The sequence below is a fragment of the Maritalea mobilis genome (genome assembly GCF_019800885.1).
Lineage (GTDB): Bacteria > Pseudomonadota > Alphaproteobacteria > Rhodobacterales > Rhodobacteraceae > Roseibacterium > Roseibacterium beibuensis.
Genome location: NZ_JAHVKE010000001.1, coordinates 258561 through 280986 on the forward strand (window position 1 = coordinate 258561; position 22426 = coordinate 280986).

The 22426-nt window shown below is 65.9% G+C and carries 17 protein-coding genes; 10 read left to right on the plus strand and 7 right to left on the minus strand.

All coding sequences use genetic code 11. The features are described from left to right. Positions 1 to 11: 11 nt before the first annotated feature. From purQ to KUV65_RS01370, 4 genes are all read left to right on the plus strand, one after another. A complete protein-coding gene (gene purQ, locus KUV65_RS01355) occupies positions 12 to 680 on the plus strand; it encodes a phosphoribosylformylglycinamidine synthase subunit PurQ (protein WP_222187070.1) in 669 nt (222 codons plus the stop codon). Positions 681 to 751: 71 nt separating this feature from the next. Then, positions 752 to 2536 carry an ATP-binding protein gene (locus KUV65_RS01360; protein WP_222187071.1) on the plus strand — a complete coding sequence of 595 codons (1785 nt, stop codon included), beginning with the start codon at positions 752 to 754 and terminating at the stop codon, positions 2534 to 2536. A gap of 22 nt (positions 2537 to 2558) precedes the next feature. Beyond that, positions 2559 to 3875, plus strand: a complete 1317-nt coding sequence (locus tag KUV65_RS01365) for a sigma-54-dependent transcriptional regulator (protein WP_222187072.1) — start codon at positions 2559 to 2561, stop codon at positions 3873 to 3875. 479 nt (positions 3876 to 4354) lie between these two features. Then, on the plus strand, positions 4355 to 7138 hold the full coding sequence (locus KUV65_RS01370) for an Rne/Rng family ribonuclease (RefSeq protein ID WP_222187073.1): 2784 nt from the start codon (positions 4355 to 4357) through the stop codon (positions 7136 to 7138). A gap of 68 nt (positions 7139 to 7206) precedes the next feature. On the opposite strand, the gene KUV65_RS01375 is transcribed toward KUV65_RS01370, so the two are convergent. After that, the gene (locus KUV65_RS01375; protein WP_222187074.1) at positions 7207 to 7953 is read right to left on the minus strand and encodes a DsbA family protein; all 747 of its coding nucleotides are present in this window, start codon (positions 7951 to 7953) and stop codon (positions 7207 to 7209) included. A 176-nt stretch (positions 7954 to 8129) separates the two neighbouring features. Here KUV65_RS01375 and KUV65_RS01380 point away from each other — a divergent pair, with 176 nt between their 5' ends. Both KUV65_RS01380 and KUV65_RS01385 read left to right on the plus strand, forming a co-directional pair. Next, the gene (locus tag KUV65_RS01380; RefSeq protein WP_222187075.1) at positions 8130 to 9275 is read left to right on the plus strand and encodes a pyridoxal phosphate-dependent aminotransferase; all 1146 of its coding nucleotides are present in this window, start codon (positions 8130 to 8132) and stop codon (positions 9273 to 9275) included. Positions 9276 to 9350: 75 nt separating this feature from the next. Further along, entirely contained in the window at positions 9351 to 10571 is a 1221-nt protein-coding gene (locus tag KUV65_RS01385; protein ID WP_222187076.1) for an N-acetylmuramoyl-L-alanine amidase, read from the plus strand. An 11-nt stretch (positions 10572 to 10582) separates the two neighbouring features. Here the strand turns inward: KUV65_RS01385 and KUV65_RS01390 are convergent, their stop codons facing one another. Next, positions 10583 to 11194: a class I SAM-dependent DNA methyltransferase gene (locus tag KUV65_RS01390; RefSeq protein WP_222187077.1), complete on the minus strand. Its 612-nt coding sequence runs from the start codon at positions 11192 to 11194 to the stop codon at positions 10583 to 10585. A gap of 104 nt (positions 11195 to 11298) precedes the next feature. Between KUV65_RS01390 and KUV65_RS01395 the strand changes: the two genes are divergently transcribed. Both KUV65_RS01395 and prfB read left to right on the plus strand, forming a co-directional pair. Then, positions 11299 to 13890 carry a penicillin-binding protein 1A gene (locus KUV65_RS01395; protein WP_222187078.1) on the plus strand — a complete coding sequence of 864 codons (2592 nt, stop codon included), beginning with the start codon at positions 11299 to 11301 and terminating at the stop codon, positions 13888 to 13890. 82 nt (positions 13891 to 13972) lie between these two features. Beyond that, positions 13973 to 15097, plus strand: a complete 1125-nt coding sequence (prfB, locus tag KUV65_RS01400; protein ID WP_222187079.1) for a peptide chain release factor 2 — start codon at positions 13973 to 13975, stop codon at positions 15095 to 15097. A gap of 9 nt (positions 15098 to 15106) precedes the next feature. On the opposite strand, the gene KUV65_RS01405 is transcribed toward prfB, so the two are convergent. After that, on the minus strand, positions 15107 to 16255 hold the full coding sequence (locus KUV65_RS01405) for a cytochrome-c peroxidase (RefSeq protein ID WP_222187080.1): 1149 nt from the start codon (positions 16253 to 16255) through the stop codon (positions 15107 to 15109). Positions 16256 to 16396: 141 nt separating this feature from the next. Here KUV65_RS01405 and KUV65_RS01410 point away from each other — a divergent pair, with 141 nt between their 5' ends. Both KUV65_RS01410 and KUV65_RS01415 read left to right on the plus strand, forming a co-directional pair. Beyond that, positions 16397 to 17764, plus strand: a complete 1368-nt coding sequence (locus tag KUV65_RS01410; RefSeq protein ID WP_222187081.1) for an amidase — start codon at positions 16397 to 16399, stop codon at positions 17762 to 17764. A gap of 57 nt (positions 17765 to 17821) precedes the next feature. Then, positions 17822 to 18613 carry a DUF2189 domain-containing protein gene (locus KUV65_RS01415; RefSeq protein WP_222187082.1) on the plus strand — a complete coding sequence of 264 codons (792 nt, stop codon included), beginning with the start codon at positions 17822 to 17824 and terminating at the stop codon, positions 18611 to 18613. An 82-nt stretch (positions 18614 to 18695) separates the two neighbouring features. Here the strand turns inward: KUV65_RS01415 and KUV65_RS01420 are convergent, their stop codons facing one another. The 4 genes from KUV65_RS01420 to KUV65_RS01435 form a co-directional block, all read right to left on the minus strand. Further along, positions 18696 to 19163, minus strand: coding sequence for a bactofilin family protein (locus KUV65_RS01420; RefSeq protein WP_222187083.1), 468 nt, complete (start codon positions 19161 to 19163; stop codon positions 18696 to 18698). Positions 19164 to 19272: 109 nt separating this feature from the next. After that, complete coding sequence (locus tag KUV65_RS01425; RefSeq protein ID WP_222187084.1) at positions 19273 to 20613, minus strand: DUF5930 domain-containing protein; 1341 nt, start codon at positions 20611 to 20613, stop codon at positions 19273 to 19275. A gap of 209 nt (positions 20614 to 20822) precedes the next feature. After that, complete coding sequence (locus tag KUV65_RS01430) at positions 20823 to 21650, minus strand: ferritin-like domain-containing protein (protein ID WP_222187085.1); 828 nt, start codon at positions 21648 to 21650, stop codon at positions 20823 to 20825. Between the two features lie 92 nt (positions 21651 to 21742). Then, on the minus strand, positions 21743 to 22204 hold the full coding sequence (locus KUV65_RS01435; RefSeq protein WP_222187086.1) for a peroxiredoxin: 462 nt from the start codon (positions 22202 to 22204) through the stop codon (positions 21743 to 21745). Positions 22205 to 22426: the final 222 nt, after the last annotated feature.

The window sequence follows — 22426 nt, forward strand, 5'->3', positions numbered from 1 at the left end:
GAGTTTCGCCCATGCGTGCTGCCGTTCTCGTCTTTCCCGGCTCCAACTGCGACCGCGACCTTGCCGTGGCCTTCCAGCGGGCGGGGTTCGACACACACATGGTCTGGCACAAGGATACGGAGCTTCCCGAACGCCTTGACGTGGTGGGGGTGCCGGGCGGGTTTTCCTATGGCGATTACCTGCGCTGCGGTGCCATCGCCGCGCAATCGCCGATCATGCGCGCCGTGGCAGGCTTTGCCGCGCGAGGCGGGCATGTTCTGGGCATCTGCAACGGCTTTCAGGTGCTGTGTGAAACGCGCCTCCTGCCGGGTGTGCTGATGCGCAATGCGGGACTCAAGTTCACCTGCAAGATGCAGGCCCTGACGGTCGAGACCACCGACAGCCCCTTCACCAGCGCCTACAAGCCGGGGCAGGAGATCGTGATCCCGGTCGCGCATCATGACGGCAATTACCAGATCGACGCGGACGGGCTGGCCCGTTTGCAGGGCGAGGACCGTATCGCCTTTGCCTACGAGGGAAACCCCAACGGCTCGGTCGCGCATATCGCCGGTGTCTTGTCGGAGAATCGCCGGGTTCTTGGCCTCATGCCGCATCCCGAGCGCGTGGTGGACGAGGCCCATGGCGGCACCGATGGCGCGCCCCTGTTCGCCAGCCTTGCCGAGGCGCTGGTCAGCGCGTGATTTTCGCCGGATCACGGCAAGTTATCAGGCGAGGCTTGAGCGCCGAGGCCCCAAAGGCGTAACCTCTCTCCATGAGCGTCACCGAGACCTCCGCTTCCGCCAGCCGCGTTCCCCGGCTGGGCCGCCCTTGGGTGACACGCCTTGTCATGTTGGTGTTCCTGGCGCTGGCCGTGGCGGTGGTGTGGATTTCAAACATCCTTCTGACCGAGCGGTTCACGGAAACGACGCGCAACCGGGCCGAACTGCGCCTTGCGCTTTATTCTGGCAACATCCTGTCCGAAGTGCAGCGCAACTCGGTCGTGCCCCTTTTGCTGTCGCGGGACCCGGTGCTGATCCGGTCGCTGGAGCAGAACGATTTTTCCAGCACCTCGGCCCACCTGATCGACTACGTGGACGAGATCGACGCGGCCTCGCTGACGCTACTGAGCCGCGAGGGGCGGGTGGTGGCTGCCACCAACCGCGCCCACCTGTCCGAGTTGCGCGCCAACCAGCCCTATTTCGTTGAGGCCGTGCGCTCCTCCGACACGGTGTTCAACATCTCCGAAAGCGACGTGGGCGCCTTTGGGTTCACCTTCTCGCGCCGGGTCGAGGCGAATAACCGTCTGCTGGGTGTGATCCTTGTCGAGGTCGATCTTGCCCGTGTCGTCGATCGCTGGCGGGGCACGTCCGAGGCCGTCTTCCTGACCAGCAGCACTGGCCAGATCATCCTGTCGACCGAGCCGCGCTGGCGTAGCCTGACCGAAGCCGAGGCGCTGGAGCGGCAACCCGCGCCCACCGCGATCCAGCGCGCGCTGGAGGCGACGGGAAACTGGGCGTTCGGCGATCCGGGGCCGTATTTCTTCGGCAATGAAACCATCCGGCTGGAAAGCCGCATTCCGTTTCGCGGCTGGCGGATCGTCAGCTACACCGCCTACGCCTCGGTGCGGGAGCGGGTGAACGGTGTCCTCGCGCTCGAGATCATGGGATTCGCCCTGCTGCTTGCGGGCGCGTTCTATGTTTTGAGCCGCCGGGCGCGGTTGCAGTCAGTTGTCCTGCAGCGCGAGTCGGCGGAGCTTCGCCGTCTGAATACCCGGCTACAGCGGGAAATCGCCGAGCGGCAACGGGTCGAACGCACCCTCGAAGAGGCCGAGCAAAGCCTTGCGCAAAGCCAGAAACTCGCCGCCTTGGGCGAGATGTCGGCGGCTGTCAGCCACGAGTTGAACCAGCCGCTGGCCGCGATGAAAACCTACCTCGCCGGGGCGCGCCTGTTGTTGCAGCGCCGCCGCGTGGACGAGGCCGCGTCGTCCTTCCAGCGCATCGACGACCTGATCGAGCGGATGGGGGCCATCACCCGGCAACTCAAGTCCTACGCCCGCAAGGGCGGCGATGCGCTGGAACCCGTTGATTTGCGGGATGCGCTGAAAGGTGCGATGACCATGATGGAGCCGCAACTGCGCACCACGGCGGTGGAGATTACGCAAAGCGTGCCGCGCCGTCCGGTCATGGTCCTGGCCGATCGCCTGCGCCTCGAACAGGTCATCATCAACCTGCTGCGCAACGCGCTCGACGCGATGAAGGACAGTGCGCGACGGGAATTGGACCTGATGATCGTGGAAGGGGAAGAGGCCGTGCTGACGGTGCGCGACTCGGGCGACGGGATCGACGATCTCGAGTCCCTGTTTGAACCCTTCTTCACGACCAAGAAGCCGGGCGAGGGCGTGGGGCTGGGTCTTGCCATTTCCTCCGGCATCGTGTCCGACCTCGGCGGCCGGTTGACCGCGCGCAACGGCGCGGGCGGTGGCGCGGTGTTCGAGGTGCGCTTGCCACGCCTGGGCGACCGCGATGCCGACGACGATGGGTTGGAGGCCGCGCAATGAATGACAAGAAAGGATGCCCGCGATGAAGATTGCGATCGTGGATGACGAGCAGGACATGCGCCAATCGATCAGCCAGTGGCTGGCGCTTTCGGGTTTCGAAACCGAGACCTATGCCTCGGGCGAGGATGCGCTGAAGGCGATCGGACCGGATTTTCCCGGCGTGGTCGTCACGGATGTGAAGATGCCGGGCATGGATGGGGTGACGCTGCTGAAACGGCTCATGGCGCAGGACAGCGGTTTGCCGGTGATCCTGATCACAGGTCATGGCGATGTGCCCATGGCCGTCGAGGCGATGCGGATCGGCGCCTATGACTTCCTCGAAAAGCCGTTCAACCCCGACCGGATGACCGACCTCGCCAAGCGCGCCAGCAACCAGCGCCGTCTGACGCTGGACAACCGCGCCCTGCGCCGCGAACTCAGCGACGGCAAGGTGCTGATGAAAAAGCTCATCGGCTCCTCGCCCGAGATGGAGCGCCTGCGCGAGGATATCCTCGACCTCGGTCAGGCCGACAGCCATGTCCTGATTGATGGTGAGACCGGTACCGGCAAGACGCTGGTGGCCCATGCCCTTCATGCCGTGGGGCCGCGCGCGACCAAGAAATTCGTGACCGTCTCCTGCTCGGCCTTCGGCGAGGAGGAACTGGGCGCGCGTCTGTTCGGCCCGGCCCCCGACGACGGGCTTCCGCTGGTCGAAGAGGCGCGGGGCGGCACGCTCTGCCTTGAGGATATCGAGGCGCTGCCCAACGCGCTGCAATCGCGGCTGCTGACTTTCATCAACGATCAGGAAACCCCGCCGCAGACCCGCATCATCGCGATCTGCAACCAGCACGCGCAGGGCCAGACGCTGGAAGACGTGCTGCGCCCCGACCTGTTCTTCCGGCTCTCGGCCATGACCATCCTGTGCCCGCCGTTGCGCGCGCGGGGCGAGGACATCCTGACGCTTTTCAACCGCATGTCCGAACAATTCGCCGAGGAATACGGATGCGACGCGCCGCAAGTCACCGCGCAGGAGGCCGCGCAACTGCTGCAAGCGCCCTGGCCGGGGAATGTGCGGCAACTGGTGAACATCGCCGAGCGCGCCGTCTTGCAGAACCGGCGCGGGTCGGGCTCGATCACGTCCCTTCTGATGGCCGATAACGAGGCGACGGGCCCCACCATCTCGACCGAGGGCAAGCCTCTGAAAGAGTATGTCGAAGCCTTCGAGCGCATGCTGATCGACAATACGATGCGGCGACACAAGGGCTCCATCGCCGCGGTGATGGAAGAGTTGTGCCTGCCGCGCCGGACGCTGAACGAAAAAATGGCGAAGTACGGGCTGAGCCGGTCCGACTATCTCTGATCGCCTTTGAATGCGGCGGATGCGGGCCGGGCAGGGAGGCCGCGGCCCGCATTTGACACGTGCATTCATGCACCAAGTGCACGTTTCTCCATTGTCATTGCCGCATTTCATCCCCTAATGTGAAAGCACGGTCGCACAGGCGACCGGCGAAACAGTTTCTCTGCACCCGTCCGACGCCGCGACACAAAACCCCGCCGCGCTCGGGGGGCAGCAGGTCACTCGGGTCAAAGCGCGATACCGCCCTCTGGCCCTTTGGAACCGCCCCCTGCACCTCGCGGGGGCTTGTATTGGCGGACGGGCCGTGGCCCGCTCGCCGGAGTCACGGACGCGATGCAACGGCGCGACGCACATATCGGACAATGGACCGGGGCGGTTTGCCCCGACCCTCTCCGGCGCCCCATCGCCCCCTCAGAACAACGCAGTCTTTCCGCGGCGGCACCCCCAGGGCGACCGCCGGTCGGGCTGCGAGCAAGGACATCATGGCAAAGAAGATGCTCATCGATGCCACCCATCCCGAGGAAACCCGGGTTGTCGTGGTTGATGGAAACAAGGTCGAGGAATTCGATTTCGAGTCGCTGAGCAAGCGGCAACTGGCCGGCAACATCTATCTGGCAAAGGTCACGCGGGTCGAACCCTCGCTTCAGGCCGCTTTTGTCGATTACGGCGGCAATCGCCACGGCTTCCTCGCCTTCTCGGAAATTCATCCCGATTATTACCAGATCCCCGTCGCCGACCGCGAAGCGTTGTTGGCCGAGGAACGCGCCTATGCCGAGGCGATGGCTGCCGAGGCCGAGGAAGAGCAGAAACCCAAGCGCCGCCGGTCGCGCCGCAAGAAAAGCGCGGACAAACCCGAGGGCGAGGGCAGTTCGTCGGAGACGATGGCCGCGCGCAACGACAGCGACGCGGTGACCAGCGGCCCCGCGGGCATGGACGTGGTCGACCTGGCGGAAGACGAGGCCGCAGACGGCCCGGTCGAAGGGTTCGCGCAAGGCGCTGCAAAGGACGACGATGCCGAGGCGGACGAGGCGAAAACAGCCGACGCCGCCGACGAAAGCACGCCGCCCGAAGCCGAGGCCGAAAACGGCCCCGAGGTCTACATCCCCCCCGCGGATGACACCGAAGAGATCGATCCCAACGCCGATGCCGAGAACGGCGAGGATGAGAACGGCGAGGATGAGGGCGACGCTGACGAAGGCGAGGCGGATGCCGAACCCGAGGACGACGACGAGTCCGACGACGAAGGCGATGCCGACGACAAGGACGACAGCGACGCCGAAACTGTCGCCGATGACGATACCGAGGAAGACATTCGCCCGGTGCGCAAGCCGCGCCCGCGCAAGTACAAGATCCAGGAAGTCGTCAAGGTGCGCCAGATCATGCTGGTGCAGGTCGTCAAGGAAGAGCGCGGCAACAAGGGCGCGGCGCTGACCACCTACCTGTCGCTGGCTGGCCGCTACTGCGTTCTGATGCCCAACACCGCCCGGGGCGGTGGCATCAGCCGCAAGATCACCAATGCCGCCGACCGCAAGAAACTCAAGGAAACCGCGCAATCGCTGGACGTGCCGCAGGGCGCGGGCCTGATCATCCGCACCGCAGGCGCCAAGCGCACCAAGGCCGAGATCAAGCGCGATTACGAATACCTGCAGCGGCAGTGGGAACAGGTCCGTGAACTGACGCTGAAATCGGTCGCGCCCGCCCCGATCTACGAAGAGGGCAACCTGATCCACCGCGTGATCCGCGACCTCTACAGCCGCGAGATCGACGAGGTGCTGGTCGAGGGCGATGCCGGGTACCGGCAGGCCAAGGACTTCATGAAGATGATCATGCCGTCCCACGCCAAGAACGTGAAGCATTACACCGACCCGATGCCGCTGTTCGCGCGGTTCAAGGTCGAGGGCTACCTCGCCGACATGTTCAACCCGGTCGTCCAGCTGAAATCGGGCGGTTACATCGTGATCGGCGTGACCGAGGCGCTGGTGGCGATCGACGTCAACTCGGGCCGGGCCACCAAGGAAGGCTCGATCGAGGAAACCGCGACCAAGACGAACCTGGAAGCGGCGGAAGAGGTGGCACGCCAGTTGCGCCTGCGCGACCTTGCCGGTCTGATCGTGATCGACTTCATCGACATGGACGAGCGGCGCAACAATACCGCCGTCGAGAAGCGCCTGAAGGACAAGCTGAAAACCGACCGCGCCCGCATCCAGGTGGGCCGCATCTCGAGCTTCGGCCTGCTGGAAATGAGCCGCCAGCGCCTGCGTCCCGGCATGATCGAGGCCACGACCCAGCCTTGCCCGCATTGCCACGGCACCGGCATCCAGCGCTCGGATGACAGCCTTGCCCTGTCGATCCTGCGCCAGCTGGAGGAAGAGGGCACGCGCGGCAGGTCGCGCGAGGTGTTGCTGACCGCGCCGGTGGGCATCGTCAACTTCCTGATCAACCACAAGCGCGACTACATCGCTTCGATCGAGGCGCGTTACGGCATGGCCATCCGTCTTGAGGCCGAAGCCGCGTTGATCTCGCCCGATTTCAAGATCGAGAAGTTCAAGACCGCGACCCGCAAAGTCGTGGCCGTGGCCCCGGTCGTCTCGATGGATGCCGCCCTGATGGAAGAGATCGAGGGCGAGGCGCAGGAGGTCGAGGAAGACACTGCCGAGGCGCAGGACCGTCCGGAGGCCGAGGGCGATGAGCAGCCCAAGAAAAAGCGCCGTCGCCGCCGCGGTGGCCGCGGTCGCCGCAAGTCCAAGACGAACGGTGAAAACGGCGAGACCGGTGAAAACGGGGACAACGGCGAAAATGGTCAGGCGGAGGATGCCGACAGCCCCGAGGCCAATGTTCAGACCGAGAGCACCGAGACCCAGGATGTGACGGCTGACGATAGCGCGCCCGAGCAACCTGCCGACGCGCAGCCCGAAGAGGCGGCACCGGAAGAAAAGCCCAAGCGCAGCCGTCGCCGCTCCAGCCGGTCGAAGGCGAAAGAGAGTGCCGAGGCGGAGGCCGCCGAAGCGCCCGCCGAGGACACCGAGGCCCCGGCCACTGTGGATGACACGGCAGCCGAGCCTGTGGAGGCCGAAGCAGCCGAGGCCCCCGCGCCCGAGGAACAGGCCGCCGAGCCCCCCGCTGATCCCGAGCCGGACCCGCAGCCCGAACCGGAACCGGAACCCGAGCCTGCCGTGGCCGAAACGGTCTCCGCGCCCGAGCCGGAACCCGAGGTGGCGGAACAGCCGGCCAAGCCCAAGAAAAAAGGCTGGTGGTCGCTCGGCTGATCCCGGTTGAACCGAAACAAGAAAGGGCGCCCCGCGGGGCGCCCTTCGTTTTTCGACCGTATTCCAGTTCAGTCGGCGTCGGCCCGGATCGCGGCCACGATCCGCTGCATGTCGTCGACGCCGATGGCGCCCCGCACCATCTGGTCCCCGAAGATGAAGGTCGGCGTGCCGGTGATCTGCATCCGGCCAGCCAGTTCGTGGTTGTAGCCGATGGTCGAGTCCACCAGCGGATCGGACAGCGCGGCGGTGATCGCCTGCGAGTCCAGGCCGTTTTCCTCGGCCAGCGCGATCAGCGACGCCTCGGTCATGTCGCCGCGCATCTCCATCAGCGCGTTGGAGATCGTCTCGTAGGCGTCGTCGCCAAGCGCGATCCGCGTCGCGATGGCGAAGCGCGAGGCCAGCACCGACTGCTCGCCGAGGATCGGGAATTCCTTGGCGATGTAGCGGATGTTGCCGTCGAACTCGATCAGCGCCTCGACATCGGGATGCACACGGCGGCAATAGCCGCAGCGGTAGTCGAAGAATTCCACGATGGTCACGTCGCCCTCTGGATTGCCGCCCACCCAATCGAAGGCCGAGTTGAACAGCGCATCGGCATTGGCGGCCACGGCCATCTGGTCGCGCTCGACCTCGGCATTGGCCTGCCGCTCTTCCAGAACCGCGATGGCCTCCATCAGAACCTCGGGATTGTCGAGCAGGTAGGCCCGTACCTCGGCGCGGAACGCCGCGCGCTCGGCATCGGTCAGCTCCGTCAGATCGGCCAGCGCGGGGGTGGCGAGCGTGGCGGCAAGCGCCAGCGGGGCAAGGAATTTCATTCGGGTCACTCTCTCCGGTTGTCGGACGTTTAAGGCTCACCTAGCACAAAGCGCCGAACGGTCCTGCGCGACACAGGCGCACGATGGACCGCAAGGGGCAGGGCAGGCGGGCCGGGCGCATTGACGCCCCGGCGCGGGGCTGCTTTCTGATCGGCGCGGAGCATAGGGGGCAGAACATGCGCACATCAAGCCGATCGAACGTCGATCCCTTTATCGTGATGGACGTGATGGAGGCCGCGCGTGCCGCGGAGGAAGCGGGACGCGATATCGTTCACATGGAGGTCGGCCAACCGGGGAGCGGCGCGCCCGAGGCCGCGCGGCGCAGGTTGGCGGAGGAGATGGAGAAGGGCCCGCTGGGATATACCGTCGCCCTTGGCCGCCCCGACCTGCGCGCCGCCATCGCGGCCCTTTACGACGAATGGTACGGGCTCGACCTCGACCCGGCGCGCGTGGTGCTGACCTCCGGCGCATCGGGTGGGTTCCTGCTGGCCTTTTCCGCGCTCTTCGACGCGGGCGACCGTGTCGCGCTCGGGGAGCCGTGCTACCCGTCCTACCGACAAATCCTGCGGGCCATGAGCCTGGACCCGGTGGGCCTTGTAACCACTGCCGAGACCCGGTTTCAGCCCACGCCCGAGCAGCTGACCGAGGATCTGGCCGGCCTGATTGTCGCCAGCCCCGCGAACCCTACCGGCACGATGCTGGGCCAAGGCGAACTGGATGCGCTGGCGGGCGCTTGCGACGCCCAGAACATCGCGCTGATCTCGGACGAGATCTATCACGGCCTGCAATACGAGGGGCGCGCCATCTCGGCGCTGGAGGTTACGGAGGAGGTCTATGTCATCAACTCCTTCTCCAAGTATTTTTCGATGACCGGCTGGCGGCTGGGTTGGATGGTCGTGCCCGAGGATCACGTGCGCACCATCGAGCGGTTGGCGCAGAACATGTTCATCTGTCCCAGCCATGCCAGCCAGATCGCGGCGCTTGGCGCGCTCTCGCCCGAGGGGCGGGAAGAACTGGATCGCCACCGCGAGGTTTACGCCAAGAACCGCGAAATCCTGCTGGCGGGGCTGGCCAAGGCTGGCTTGACCAACTCCGCGCCGGCCGACGGGGCCTTTTATGTCTATGCCGACGTCTCGCACCTGACCGATGACAGCCTTGCCCTCGCCGACCGGATCCTGGCCGAGGCCGGGGTCGCCGTCACGCCGGGGCTCGACTTCGACAAGGCGCGCGGTGGCGGCACGTTGCGCTTTTCCTACGCGCGCGGCACGGCCGAGATCGAAGAGGGCGTCTCTCGCCTGATCCGCTTCTTCGGGCAAGGTTAGGGCACGCGGCCTTTGCGCTTGGGGCTCTTGCGGGATTTTGCTAGGCTCCCGCCAAACGACACGGGAGCGAACGCCGTGCTGAGAGCAGCCCTGATCTTTCTTCTGACGCTTGCAACCGCGCTGCCTGCCGCTGCGCAGGGGTTTGGCGCGATGGCCCGTGTTCTGGGTGCCGAAAGCGCCTTGGAGGATCGCGGTCCGGGGGCCGAGATGACACTGGCGCTGACGCAGGCGGTGCCGTTCCGCGTTTTCACGCTGGCCGACCCGTATCGCGTGGTGATCGACTTCCGGCAGGTTGCATGGTCCGGCTTGCCGCCCGGGTTCGACGCGGCCGATGCGGTCACATCCGTCGAAACCGGGGCCGCGTTCCAGCCCGGATGGTCGCGCATGGTCCTGACGCTCGACGCGCCGCTGATGCCCGCCGTCGCCGCGATGGAGACCGACCCCACGACCGGCGAAGCGCGGGTTATCTTGCGGCTCGATCCCACCACCGAGGACGGGTTCGCGGCGCAGGCCGGCCCGCCGCCCGGGGCCGAGGCCGGTCTGCTCGTCACTGCTGGTCAACCGGACCCCGGCACACTCAGCCGCACCGACGGGCGGCTGATCGTCGTTCTGGACCCCGGCCATGGCGGCGTGGATCCTGGCGCGGTGCGCGGTGACCTGCACGAGGCCAATATCGTCCTGACCTTCGCCCGCGAGTTGCGCGAGGCGTTGCGCCGCACGGGACGGGTCGAGGTGGTGATGACCCGCGACGCGGACATCTTCGTGCCGCTGCCGACGCGCATCACGCTGGCCCGGGCCGCTGGTGCCGACCTGTTCATCTCGATCCATGCCGATGCCGTTGCGGAAGGTCGGGCGCAGGGGGCCACCGTCTACACCTTGTCCGAGATGGCGTCGGACGCGGCCTCGGCTGCGCTGGCCGAACAGCATGACCGCGCCGATCTGCTGGAGGGCGTGGACCTGTCGGGCGCCGATGACGTGGTGGCCGATATCCTGATGGATCTGGCCCGTGTCGAAACGGCACCGCGCGCCGCCGCCCTGGCGGATGGGCTGGTGGCTCAGATCTCCGCGTCCGGTTTGGAGTTGCATTCCAGCCCGCGCGGCGAGGCGGGGTTCACCGTGCTCAAGGCCGCCGACATCCCGTCGGTCCTGCTGGAGATCGGCTTCATGTCTGCCGAGGGCGACCTCGACAACCTGATGAATCCCGACTGGCGGGCCGAGATGCAGGCGGCGCTTGTGACGGCGATCCTGGATTGGGCCGAAGCCGATGCAGCGCGCGCGGCCTTGCTAAGGCAATAGGGCAGGACAGGTCAGCCCCGAAACCGGGCGAGCCAGACGGAATGCCCGCGCAACTCGGCATCCTCGGGGCGAAACCATATCACCTCGAACCCTGCCGCATTCATCGCGGCGCGATAGTCCCGCGGGGCGAGGCTTGCGTGGTAAACCGGCGAGTCTCCGACCGTGCCGAAGGCTTCGCCCTCGTCCGGACCGCTGGTGAACAAGAGCCGGGCATCGGCGGCGGCATGGGCGGCGAAGACCGGGAACATCGCCCGTTGATCGTCGGGCGACAGGTGGAAGAAGCTGTTGAACGCCAAGATGATATCGAAGCTCTGCCCCAGCGACAGGCCGCGCATGTCGGCGTGGATGACCTCCATCCGGGGGACGCGCCGACGGGCTTCCTCCACCATGGCGGCGGCCCCGTCCACGCCGGTCACATGGTCCCCGCGCGCCACGAACCATTCCGCGATGGGCTGCCCCGATCCGCAGCCGAGGTCGAGCACCCGCAACCCCGGCGCGCGGCCCGCCACGCAGGCCTCCAACGCCGGACGTTCCCACAGCTCCTGATTGCGCGTTTGCGCCCATCCCGCGGCTTCGGCCTCGTAGCTCGGCAGAATCGCCTCTGGCCCGGTTTCCTTGCCCATGGCGCCAGTTTGCCGGCATCACGAGCACGCGAAAACCCGCCTGTTGCTTTTGACCGGAGACCGCCCGGCGCGTATAAGCGCCGAACACTGCAAAAGGCGCGGGCATGGTCCGATTCATTACAGGCATCTTCGGCGCGTTGTTCAGCGCGCTGACCCTTGGGCTGGTCTTTGCCGCGCTTGGCATTGGCGGTCTTCTGTTCATGTATTCCCGCGACCTGCCGGACCATGAAACGCTGGCCAATTACGCGCCCGCCACCATCAGCCGGATCTATTCGCGCGAAGGGCAGGTGGTCGATGAGTTTGCCGCCCAACGCCGCCTTTACGTCAGTGCCGAGGAAATCCCCGACATCGTGGCGCAGGCCTTCGTGTCGGCCGAGGACCGGAATTTTTACGAGCACCAGGGCTATGACCCGCGCGCCATCGCCGCCGCCTTCGTCGAGGCCGTCCGGTCCCGCGGCCGCGACGTGCGCGGTGCCTCGACCATCACGCAGCAGGTGATGAAGAACTTCCTGCTCGACGGGTCGCGCACCATCGAGCGCAAGGTGCGCGAGATCATCCTCGCCGCCCGGATCGAGCGGACCCTGTCCAAGGATCGCATCCTCGAATTGTATCTCAACGAGATTTTCCTGGGTCAGAACTCCTATGGCGTGGTCGCGGCCGCGCAGACCTATTTCAACGCGCCCCTCGAAGACCTTTCGCTGGAGCAGGTCGCCTACCTGGCCGCGCTGCCGCAGGCGCCGTCGAATTTTCATCCCGTCGAGGATTACGAGCGCGCGATCAGCCGCCGGAATTACGTGCTCCGCGAGATGTACGAGAACGGCTATATCTCGCGGGAAGAGATGGAGGCGGCCCAGGCCTCGCCTCTCGAAACCGTGCAGGGGGGGCATATCGAGGCCTACCGGGGCAGCATCCCGCCGCGCAATTACTACACCGACGAGATCCGTCGCCAGTTGTCGGCCCAATACGGTGAAGACGAGTTCTTCACCGGCGGCTATGCCGTGCGCTCGTCGATGGATGAAAGCTTGCAGCAGGTGGCCGAGGCTGCGCTGCGCCGGGCCCTGGAGCGGTATGACCGCGACCTCGGCATCTGGCGCGGTCCGGCCGACACGATCGACCCGGCCGACTTGACCGACGAGGACAGCTGGCGGGCGGCCTTGGCCGATGCCGATATCCCGCGCGATATCGATGGCTGGTATGCCGCCGTCGTTCTGTCGGTGGGCGATACCAGCGCCCGCATCGGGATCGAGGGCGTCGACGAAGACGAGGATGGGCATTTCATTCCCGCCGAAGACGTGACCTGGGCCCGTCCGCCGGACGAGGATGGCAATCGCGGCCCGCAGGCGCGCGTCGCCGGGGACCTGCTGAACGTGGGTGACGTGGTGCATGTCCGCGCCATGACCCGCGACAGCGACGGCAGTTTCATGCGCTGGACGCTGCGGCAAATCCCCGAAGTGCAGGGCGCCTTCATGGCGATGGACGTGAACACGGGCCGCGTTCTGGCGATGCAGGGCGGGTTCTCCTACCAGGCCTCCAGTTTCAACCGCGCCACGCAGGCGACGCGCCAGCCGGGCTCGTCCTTCAAACCCTTGGTCTATGCCGCCGCGCTCGACTCCGGCTATTCGCCCAACACCATCGTCATCGACGCCCCGATCGAGGTGGAGACCGGCGACGGCATCTGGCGCCCGACGAACGCCTCGAACCAGTTCTACGGCCCCTCGCCGCTGCGCACCGGGATCGAGCGGTCGCGGAACCTGATGACCGTCCGCCTTGCGCAGGACGTGGGGATGGAGACGGTCGCGCGCTACGCCGAACGCTTCGGCGTCTATGACGACATGCAGCCCTTCCTCGCCAACAGCCTTGGCGCGCAGGAGACGACCCTGTTCCGCATGGTGGCGGCCTATGCGATGTTCGCCAATGGCGGTGAACGGGTGGACCCGACGCTGGTCGACCGCATCCAGGATCGCTATGGGCGCACCGTCTATCGCCATGACCAGCGCCTGTGCCCCGATTGCGAGTTGGAGGCCATCGACGCAGGCCTTGCGCCGCGTATCGTGTCGAACCGCGAACGCGTGATCGACCCGATCACCGCCTACCAGCTGACCTCGATGATGCAGGGTGTGGTGCAGCGCGGCACGGCGGCCGGGTCTGTCGGTGCGGCGGGTATCGGCGTGCCGCTTGCCGGCAAGACCGGCACGACGAACGATGCGCGGGACGTGTGGTTCGTGGGCTTCTCCTCGACCATCGCGGCGGGCTGTTACATCGGCTACGACCAGCCGCGCAGCCTGGGGCGCGGGGCATCGGGCGGCGGCATGTGCGGCCCGGTCTTCGCGCAGTTCATGCGCGAGGCGGTCCGCGAATATGGCGGCGGCAGCTTCGAAGTGCCCGAGGGCGGAGCATTTTACCCCATCGACCGCTATTCCGGCGCACGCCTGCCCGAGGGCAGCCAGGGCGAGCACGTGGTATACGAACTCTTCCGCGACGGCGAAGCCCCCTATGAAGGCCTGCTGTCGGTGATCGATGGCGGTTGGGGCATGGGCTCGGACCTGCCGATGTTCGGCCGTGGCGAGGGGGACCCCGAGGAAGACATGCCGCGGCCGGTGACCGACGAGGCGACCGTCGAGACCACGGGCGGGGGCGAGGCGCGTGTGCCCACTGGCACGGGCTTTGGCACGCTCAGCTCCGGCGGTCTTTACTGACCAAACCAGATGCGCGCGCCCGCTTGAGGGTGCGCGCGCGATCCTCTATCTCTGCCGCACCGAGCGAGAGAGAAAGTCACACATGCGCGCCGAGACCCAAGCCAATATCGAAAAGATCCGCAATTCCCTGGAGCTTCTGGGGCAGCGGATGGATATCGAGACCGCCCAGCACCGGCTGGAGGAATTCAACGCGCGCGTCGAGGACCCCAACCTGTGGAACGACCAGGCCGGCGCGCAGAAGCTGATGCGGGACCGCCAGATGCTGGTCGACAAGATGGGCACCTATGACCAGATCAAGTCGGGCCTCGATGACAATGTCGAACTGATCGAACTGGGTGAGATGGAAGGCGACGAGGAAGTCGTCGCCGAGGCTGAACAGGCGCTTGCCGACCTGGTCGAGGTTGCCGCTGCGAAAGAACTGGAAGCGTTGCTGGATGGCGAGGCCGATGGCAACGACACTTTCCTCGAAATCAACGCCGGCGCCGGTGGGACCGAGGCCTGCGACTGGGCGCAGATGCTGGCGCGCATGTTCACCCGGTGGGCCGAGAAGAAGGGCTACGAAGTCGAGCTGCAATCGCAGGAAGCGGGCACCGAGGCGGGCATCAAATCGGTCAGCTACAAGATCTCCGGGCCCAATGCCTATGGCTGGCTTAAATCGGAATCGGGCGTGCATCGGCTGGTGCGTATCTCGCCCTTCGGCAAGGGCACGCGCGAGACGTCTTTCGCGTCGGTCTGGGTCTACCCGGTGGTCGACGACAATATCGAGATCGAGGTGAACCCCGCCGACATCCGCATCGACACCTACCGCTCCTCGGGGGCGGGCGGCCAGCACGTGAACACCACGGACTCGGCGGTCCGGATCACCCACGCGCCGACCGGTATCGTCGTGACCAGCTCCGAGAAATCGCAGCACCAGAACCGCGACATCGCCATGAAGGCCCTGAAGTCGCGCCTGTATCAGTTGGAACTGGAGAAACGCACCGCCAGCATCCGCGAGTCCCACGAGGCCAAGGGCGACGCGGGCTGGGGCAACCAGATCCGGTCCTACGTGCTGCAACCTTACCAGATGGTGAAGGACCTGCGCACAGGGTTCGAGACCAGCGACACGCAGGGCGTGCTGGACGGCGACCTGGATGGGTTGATGGCCAGCGTTCTGGCGCAGAACGTCTCGGGGAAAAGCCGGGCGGACGCGCGCAGCGAAGCCTGAGGCCGCGCCTCAGGTCTCGTCCAGCAGGTATTCGTAACGGCGATCCGTCAGGGTCCTGAGGAACGCGACGATGGCGTCGATGCGCTGATCGTCGAGGGCGGGGCCATGAGTCAGTTCCTCCGTCGAGATGTTCTCGGACACCTCGGGCGGGCCGAAGGGTTCCCCGGTTTCCGGGTTGATCAGGCGCGCGTCGTTCTGCGTGTTATAGACGTTATAGAACAGCACGACGGTGCGCAGATCCTCGAACACCCCGTTATGCATGTAGGGCCCCGTGACGGCGACGTTGCGGAGGGTGGGGGTGCGGAACCGGCCCGCGGCGGCGGGATCGTCAACGCCCGGATGCGCCAATAGCCCGAGGTCGGCAGTCTCGACGCCATTGCGCGCCCGCAGGTCGGTGTTTTCCGGCACGCCGATATTGTGGAACTCGTAATTGGTGAAGGTCTCTTGCGGGTCGATGGCGCTGCGCGACAGTTGGTGGCACTGGTTGCAGTTGGTGAACTGCTCGGAGAAAAACAGCAGCCGTCCAAGCTCTTCCTCGTTGGTGAATTCAACCTCGCCGCGCAGGTAACGATCATAACGCGAGTCGAAAGGGGCGAATTCCTCGGTCCGCTCGAAGGCCGCGATGGCACGGGTCATGGCGGCATACCCGGCCTCGGGATCGTCCAGCACGCCTTCACCGAAGAGGGTCTCGAAGGCGGCGACGTAATCCGGGTTTTCGGCCAGCCGCGCGACGGCGGTCTCCCGGTCGGGCAGGGCCATTTCGATCGGGTTCAGTGGCGGCCCGCCGGCCTGATCCTCAAGCGTGGCGGCGCGACCGTCGAGGAACTGTCCCCCGACCCACATGCCATCCTCGCGCTGGTGGAATTCCGGCGAGAACATCGCATAGGTCGCCGTGGGGGCGTTGCGGTCGCCGATGGAGTGACCGTCATCGCCGATGGAGGTCGCCCCGCGCGGATCGGCAAAGCCGCGCGCCGGGTCGTGGCAGGTGGCACAGGCTTGCGTGCGGTTGGCCGACAGGTTGGTGTCGAAGAAGAGGCGCTGACCCAATTCCTCAAGCGTGCTTGGAACCCCGGGTTCGGTGGGGATCGCGGCCGTTGCCGCGAGGAGGCCCGCCAGGATGCCGGCGCTGACGGCGGGGGGAAGGAACCTGATACGCATGGGGAACTCTCAAACGGGGGATGTAATCCGAGTCTTTCTATCGGACTTATGGGGTAAACTGTCAGGTCGGATCAACCCCGGCAGATTGCGCGTGTCGTCGCATCCGGGATAGAGATTTCGCGGGTAATACGGGGAAGCACCATGAGTGATCTGCTTGGGTTGAGCGCGTCGGACATCTCGGAGGCGATTGCACGGCGCACGCTGTCTCCGGTGGAGGTGATGCGCGCGACCCTGTCGCGGATCGACGCCGTGAATGGCGAGGTCAACGCCATCGTCGCGCTGCGCGACCGCGAACGTCTGATGGGCGAAGCGCGGCTGGCCGAGGCGATGGCACCGCAAGGCTGGCTGCACGGTATCCCCATCGCGGTGAAGGACCTTGTCGGCGTGAAGGGCGTGCGCTCCACCTGGGGGTCGCCAATCCTGGCTGACAATATCCCCGAAGAGGATGACGCCATCGTGCGCCGGATGAAGGCGGCGGGCGCGATCATCATCGGCAAGACCAACGTCCCCCAATTCGGCCTCGGCTCGCATTCGACCAACCCCGTCTATGGTCCGACACGCAACCCGCTGGACCTGTCGCGCAGCGCAGGGGGCAGTTCGGGCGGTGCGGCGGCCTCCCTTGCGACCGGCATGCTGGCGGTTGCCGACGGGTCGGACATGATGGGCAGCCTGCGCAACCCCGCCGCGTGGTGCGATGTCTGGGGGATGCGCCCGACGGTCGGGGTGGTCTCGGGCGATGTGCGCGACGCGGTGTTGCTGCATCGGCTGTCGACACTGGGCCCGATGGCGCGCTGTGTCGATGACTTGGCGCGTCTGCTGGAGACGCTCTCGGGCGGTCTCTTCGAGGGGGAGGCGGCATCCCCAAAGGCGCCGCGCATCGGCTGGCTGGCGGATTGGGGCGGGGCCTATCCGATGGAGGGGGGCGTTCTGGACGCGGCCGAGGGTGCCGTCGCCCGGATGGACTCCCTTGGATGGCGGGTCGAGGCGCTGACCCCACCGGTGCCCTCGGACCTGCTGTGGCAAAGCTGGACCGATCTGCGCAGCTTTGCCGTGTCGCAAGACCTCGGGCCGCATTATCGCGATGCGGGGCGCCGTACCCTGCTGAACCCGCAGGCGATCTGGGAGATCGAGCGCGGTTTCGCCATGACCGGCGATCAGGTCGAGCGCGCGGCGGCGCTGCGCCGGGATTGGCTGTCCGCACTGGACGACCTGTTCAAGCGCTTCGACGCGCTGGTGCTGCCCTCGGCGCAGGTCTGGCCCTTCCCGGTCGACTGGGACTGGCCGAGCGAGATCGCGGGGCAGGGGATGGACACCTATCACCGCTGGATGGAGGTGGTGATCCCGGCCAGCCTTGCCGGCCTGCCGGTGGTGAACCTGCCCGCCGGGATCGCGGAGAACGGCTTGTCCCACGGGCTGCAACTGATCGGGCCGTCCGGCTCGGATGGGCGGTTGCTGGCCATGGCGCGCCGGTGGGAAGAGATGATGGGCCCGCGCCCGATCCATCGCTAAGACGCTTTACGCGCGCGAAACCCGCGGTCTAGAGTTTCCGCGGGAGGAAGTGCGAACATGAGTGACGTGACGGGCCACGCCGCGCCGTCCAAGGTGCCGCGCGTGAACCAGATGGCGATGGGCGATCTGGTCTATGCACTGAAGATGGGCGCGCGGGATTTCTACCGCAAACCGATGATGGGCCTGTTCTTTTCCCACGTCTATGTCGTGGGGGGCTGGCTGATCTACCTGTTCCTGTTCGTGACCGAGCAGGTGTGGTGGGCGATCCCCTTCACCGTTGGCTTCCCGCTGCTGGGGCCGTTCCTTGCCGTGGGGCTTTACGAGGTGTCCCGCCGGTTGGAGATCGGCGACACGGATTTCCGCCGTAACGACATTTTCGGCGTGATCTGGCGGCAGCGGTTGCGGCAATTGCCGTCGATGGCCTGGGTGATCATCGTCTATTTCCTGTTCTGGTCCTTCTTCGCGCATATGCTTTTCGCGCTGTTCATGGGCCCGGCCGTCCTGACCAATGTCACCACGTCCTATGCCTACCTGTTGGAGCCCGAGGGGCTGACCATGTTGCTGGTCGGCACTGCGTTCGGCGCCGTGTTCGCGATCGTTCTGTTCGCTTTGACCGTGGTCTCGCTCCCGCTGCTGCTGGACAAGGAACTGGATTTCGTGACCGCGATGCTGACCTCGCTGAAGGTGGTGCAGCAGAACAAGCGCGTCATGCTGGTTTGGGCGGCGATGATTGCGGGGCTGACCTTTCTGGGCTTGCTGCCGTTCCTTGTGGGGCTGTTCGTGGTGCTGCCCATCCTCGGACACGCGACATGGCATGTGTATCGCCGGGCGTTGACCTCGCTCGACTGAGGGAGGCACCGGGGCGGCAGAAAAGGAAAAAGCCGGACCAAGCGGTCCGGCTTTTCCAATTCCAGGGCTGAGTGATGTGCGCTCAGCTATCGGATTTGCCACTGTCGCCCGGCAGGGACGACACGGGGCGCTGCACCGGCGGCGGCGAGGAGGGGCGGGCGCTCTGACCGGCGCCGGGCGTGCTGCGCTGACCCGTGGCCAGCGGATCCTCGGCGCGCTGCACCGAGCCTTCGAAATGGGCGCCGCTCTCGATGGCGATCGTCTTGTGGATAATGTCGCCTTCGACGCGCGCGGTCGAGGTCAGACGCACCTTCAGGCCGCGCACGCGCCCCACGACCTTGCCGGTCACGACGATATCATCGGCGACGATCTCACCCTCGATATTCGCGCTTTCCCCCACGGTCAGCAGATGGGCGCGGATATCGCCCTGCACCGTGCCTTCGACCTGGATGTCGCCCGAAGTGCGCAGGTTGCCGACAACCGTCAGGTCGGAGCTGAGCACCGAAGGGCTCGGCTTGGACTTTGCGGGGGCGTTCGTGGGTTTGTTCATGGGGTCTCCCGATGTGGTCGAGGTCGAGCCAGACGATGCCGAGCTCCCGGAAGCGGCGGGCGTGCCGTCGCCAGCGCCCTGCTTCGGCCCGGGTTCGTTGATCTTGGATTTAGAAAACATCGCGTCCTGCCGTAATGAAGGTCATGGGGTTCAAGGGCTCGTCGTTCCTGCGCACCTCGTAGTGGAGATGCGTGCCCGTGGACCGCCCAGTATTGCCCATATCACCGATGAGTTGCCCGCGCGAGACCCTTTCGCCCTCGGAGACCCGGATGCGCGACAAGTGGGCGTAGCGGGTGGTGATGCCGTAGGAATGGCGGATTTCCACCAGATTTCCGTAGCCTGACATGCGACCCGCGTGGGTGACGATCCCGTCCCCTCCGGCAAGGATGGGCGTGCCGCGCGACCCGGCGAAATCCGTGCCGTTGTGCATACGACCACCACCGTTGATGGGATCGCGGCGATACCCGAACCCGGAGGTCATGCGATAGCTGCCGCCCACGGGCATCGAGAAGGGAAGCTGCTCGGCCGCGATGCGGAAGAGGTTCAATTCGTCGAGGTCGGACAGAACCTCGTTGGCGCGGGCCGACAAACGGTCGGGCGTGCCGCCCGAGGTGGACATCGCGATGGGCATGAGCGGTCCGCCCTGGCCGGAATATGTTGCGCGGACCTGACCGATGATATCTTCGGTGGCGAGGCCGGCGGCGCGGAACATCTCGTCCAGCGGCTCCATCGACAGGGCTACGGCATCTTCGATCTGGCTGAACACGCGCTCCTGCCGCTCGGCCGAGAGGGCGGCGCGGAAATTCAGTTCATCGATGGTTTGTGCGGCATCGGCCATTGCCAGAAGCGTCAGGTCACGATCTTCCGCGGTTTCCTCAAGCGCTTCGGTCAGGAAGGCCAGCGTGCGGTTCAACTCGCGCTCGCGGGCGGCGGCGGTCTGCATGGTGCCGGTGTCCGCCTGAAGCTCTGCCTGGAGCGTTGCGACCTCGAGCCGGGCGCTGTCGCGTTCCTCGATGGTCGTGCGCAGGGTCGACTGGATCACGTCGACGGCGGTTTCAAGCTCGCGGCTGCGTTCCTCGGCATCGAGCAGGCGCGTCTGCATTTCCGACACCTGGTCCATCGCGAGGGTAAAGCGTTGCTGGGCCATGCGCGCTTCGGCGGCGCGAAGATCCCGCTCTCCGGCGAGGGTGTTCAGACGCTCCTGGTACATCATCTGTTCGCGCTGTGCCTGCTCACGCACATTGCCGGCCGAGATGGTGTCGATCAGGAAAAAGGACGTCACGATGATCGTCCATCCGACCAGCGCAGCGGATCCGAGGATCATGCCCGCTTGTGTCGCGGGACGCAGACGCACGAACCGAGTGCCTTCGTCCGATTTCAGGAAAAGCCGTTGTTCCGGCAAGTGCCGCTCTAGCGCCGCATTCACGCGGCTGATTAGCCGAGATGTCACTATCCTATGCCTCGTCTTCCCCAGTTTTTATCGCCGTCCCACCCTGTCCCGGTAGCGGCAACGACTGTCCGGGGAATAGGACAAGCCGTTTCATTGGGCAACACACTACCCACATTGGGCATAAAAGGCAGCAAAATTCTGCCGTATTGGGCAAAAAACCGCCGATTGCGCATGGCGAATTTGCGATTCGAATTGCGCCTTTCGCCGCATTAATCCGCAAGTGGCCAATAGAAATCGGGGGGCAAGCCGGCCTCGGCGCGTTTTTCCTCGTTGAAGGGCGGTTTCAGGGCGCCGTGGAAATAGCGGCGCACGAGGTCGTGGAAGGCGTCTTTCGGGTCGGTGTCGTGGCGGCCGCAGAGGAAGTGGAACCACTTGGAGCCATAGGCGACGTGGTGCACCTCTTCGGCATAGATCACGTGCATGGCGTCGACAGCTTGCGCGGCGGCCGGTTCGTCCTTTTTCGCCTTTTCGAAAATCTCGATCATGCCCGGTGTCACGTCCAGGCCGCGCGCCTCCAGCACCATTGGCACCACAGCGAGGCGGCCCATCAGATCGTCCTTCGTATCCTCGGCCGCGCGCCACATCCCGGCATGGGCGGGCAGGGTGCCATAGGGGCAGTCCATGGCATCAAGGACGTCGCAGATCAGGTTGAAATGCTTGGATTCTTCATCGGCCGATTTCACCCAGTCATCGTAGAAGCCGATGGGCATGGGGATATGGGTGAAGCGCGCGACGATATCCCAGTGCAGGTCGACCGCGTTCAACTCGATATGGGCGACCGCGTGCAGGATGGCGCGCCGCCCCTGCGGGCTTCCGGGCCGCCTGCGCGGCACGTCGCGCGGGTCCAGAAGCTCTGGGCGCGCGGGCCGGGCGGGGCGATCGGGCGGGCTGGCCGTGCCGATCTCGGGCGTTTCCCCGCGGGCGCGGGCCGCTTGCCAAAGCCCGGCATAGTGCCGGGACAGGGCGGTTTTTTCCCGACCATCCGCTGTGCGCAGCACCGCGTCGGCCATCTCGGCAAGGGGGAGCATCTCGGTCATGGGATGCGGTGTGAAAGACCGTGGTCCTGCGGTCAAGACACAAGCGGCGGTGCGGTCGGCGCCCGGACAGGTGGGCGCCGACCGGTCTCGCGTCACAGGGCGCGGACGGCCTCCAGAACCTCTTCGGCGTGACCGGGCACTTTCACCTTGGGCCAGGCGCGCGCGATCTTGCCCTCGCCATCGACAAGGAAGGTCGAGCGTTCGATGCCCATGAACTTCTTGCCGTACATGCTCTTTTCCTTCCAAGCGCCGTAGCGCTCGCAGGTGTCGCTCTCCTCGTCCGAGGCGAGGATCACCCCAAGCCCGTGCTTGGCGATGAACTTGTCATGCTTGGCGACGCTGTCCTTCGAGATCCCGATCACGACGGCACCGGCGGCCTCGAATTCGCCGGAAAGCTCGGTGAAGGCCAATGCCTCCTTGGTGCAGCCGGAGGTGTCGTCGCGCGGGTAGAAATAGACGACCACCGGCTTGGGGCGCAGGCCCGACAGGGTGATCGTGTCGCCCCCGTCGCGGGGCAGGGTGAAATCGGGCGCCATGTCTCCGGCTTCGGGCATCGCGGGTCTCCTCTTTGGCCATGGGTGAGCCGACGTTGCGGCGGATTGCAAGCTAGGCGGTTTGGCGCGAAGATAAAGGCCCATAACGCGACAGGCAGATCAGGACAGCGCGGGCAGATATGTCAGTTCCTCCTCCCCAGACGGGCGAGGCCCACGGAAGAGGCGGGCGCGCCGCCCGCGGTCTCTGGCGGCTCGCGGGCCTGATCCTGTTGGCAGTCCTGC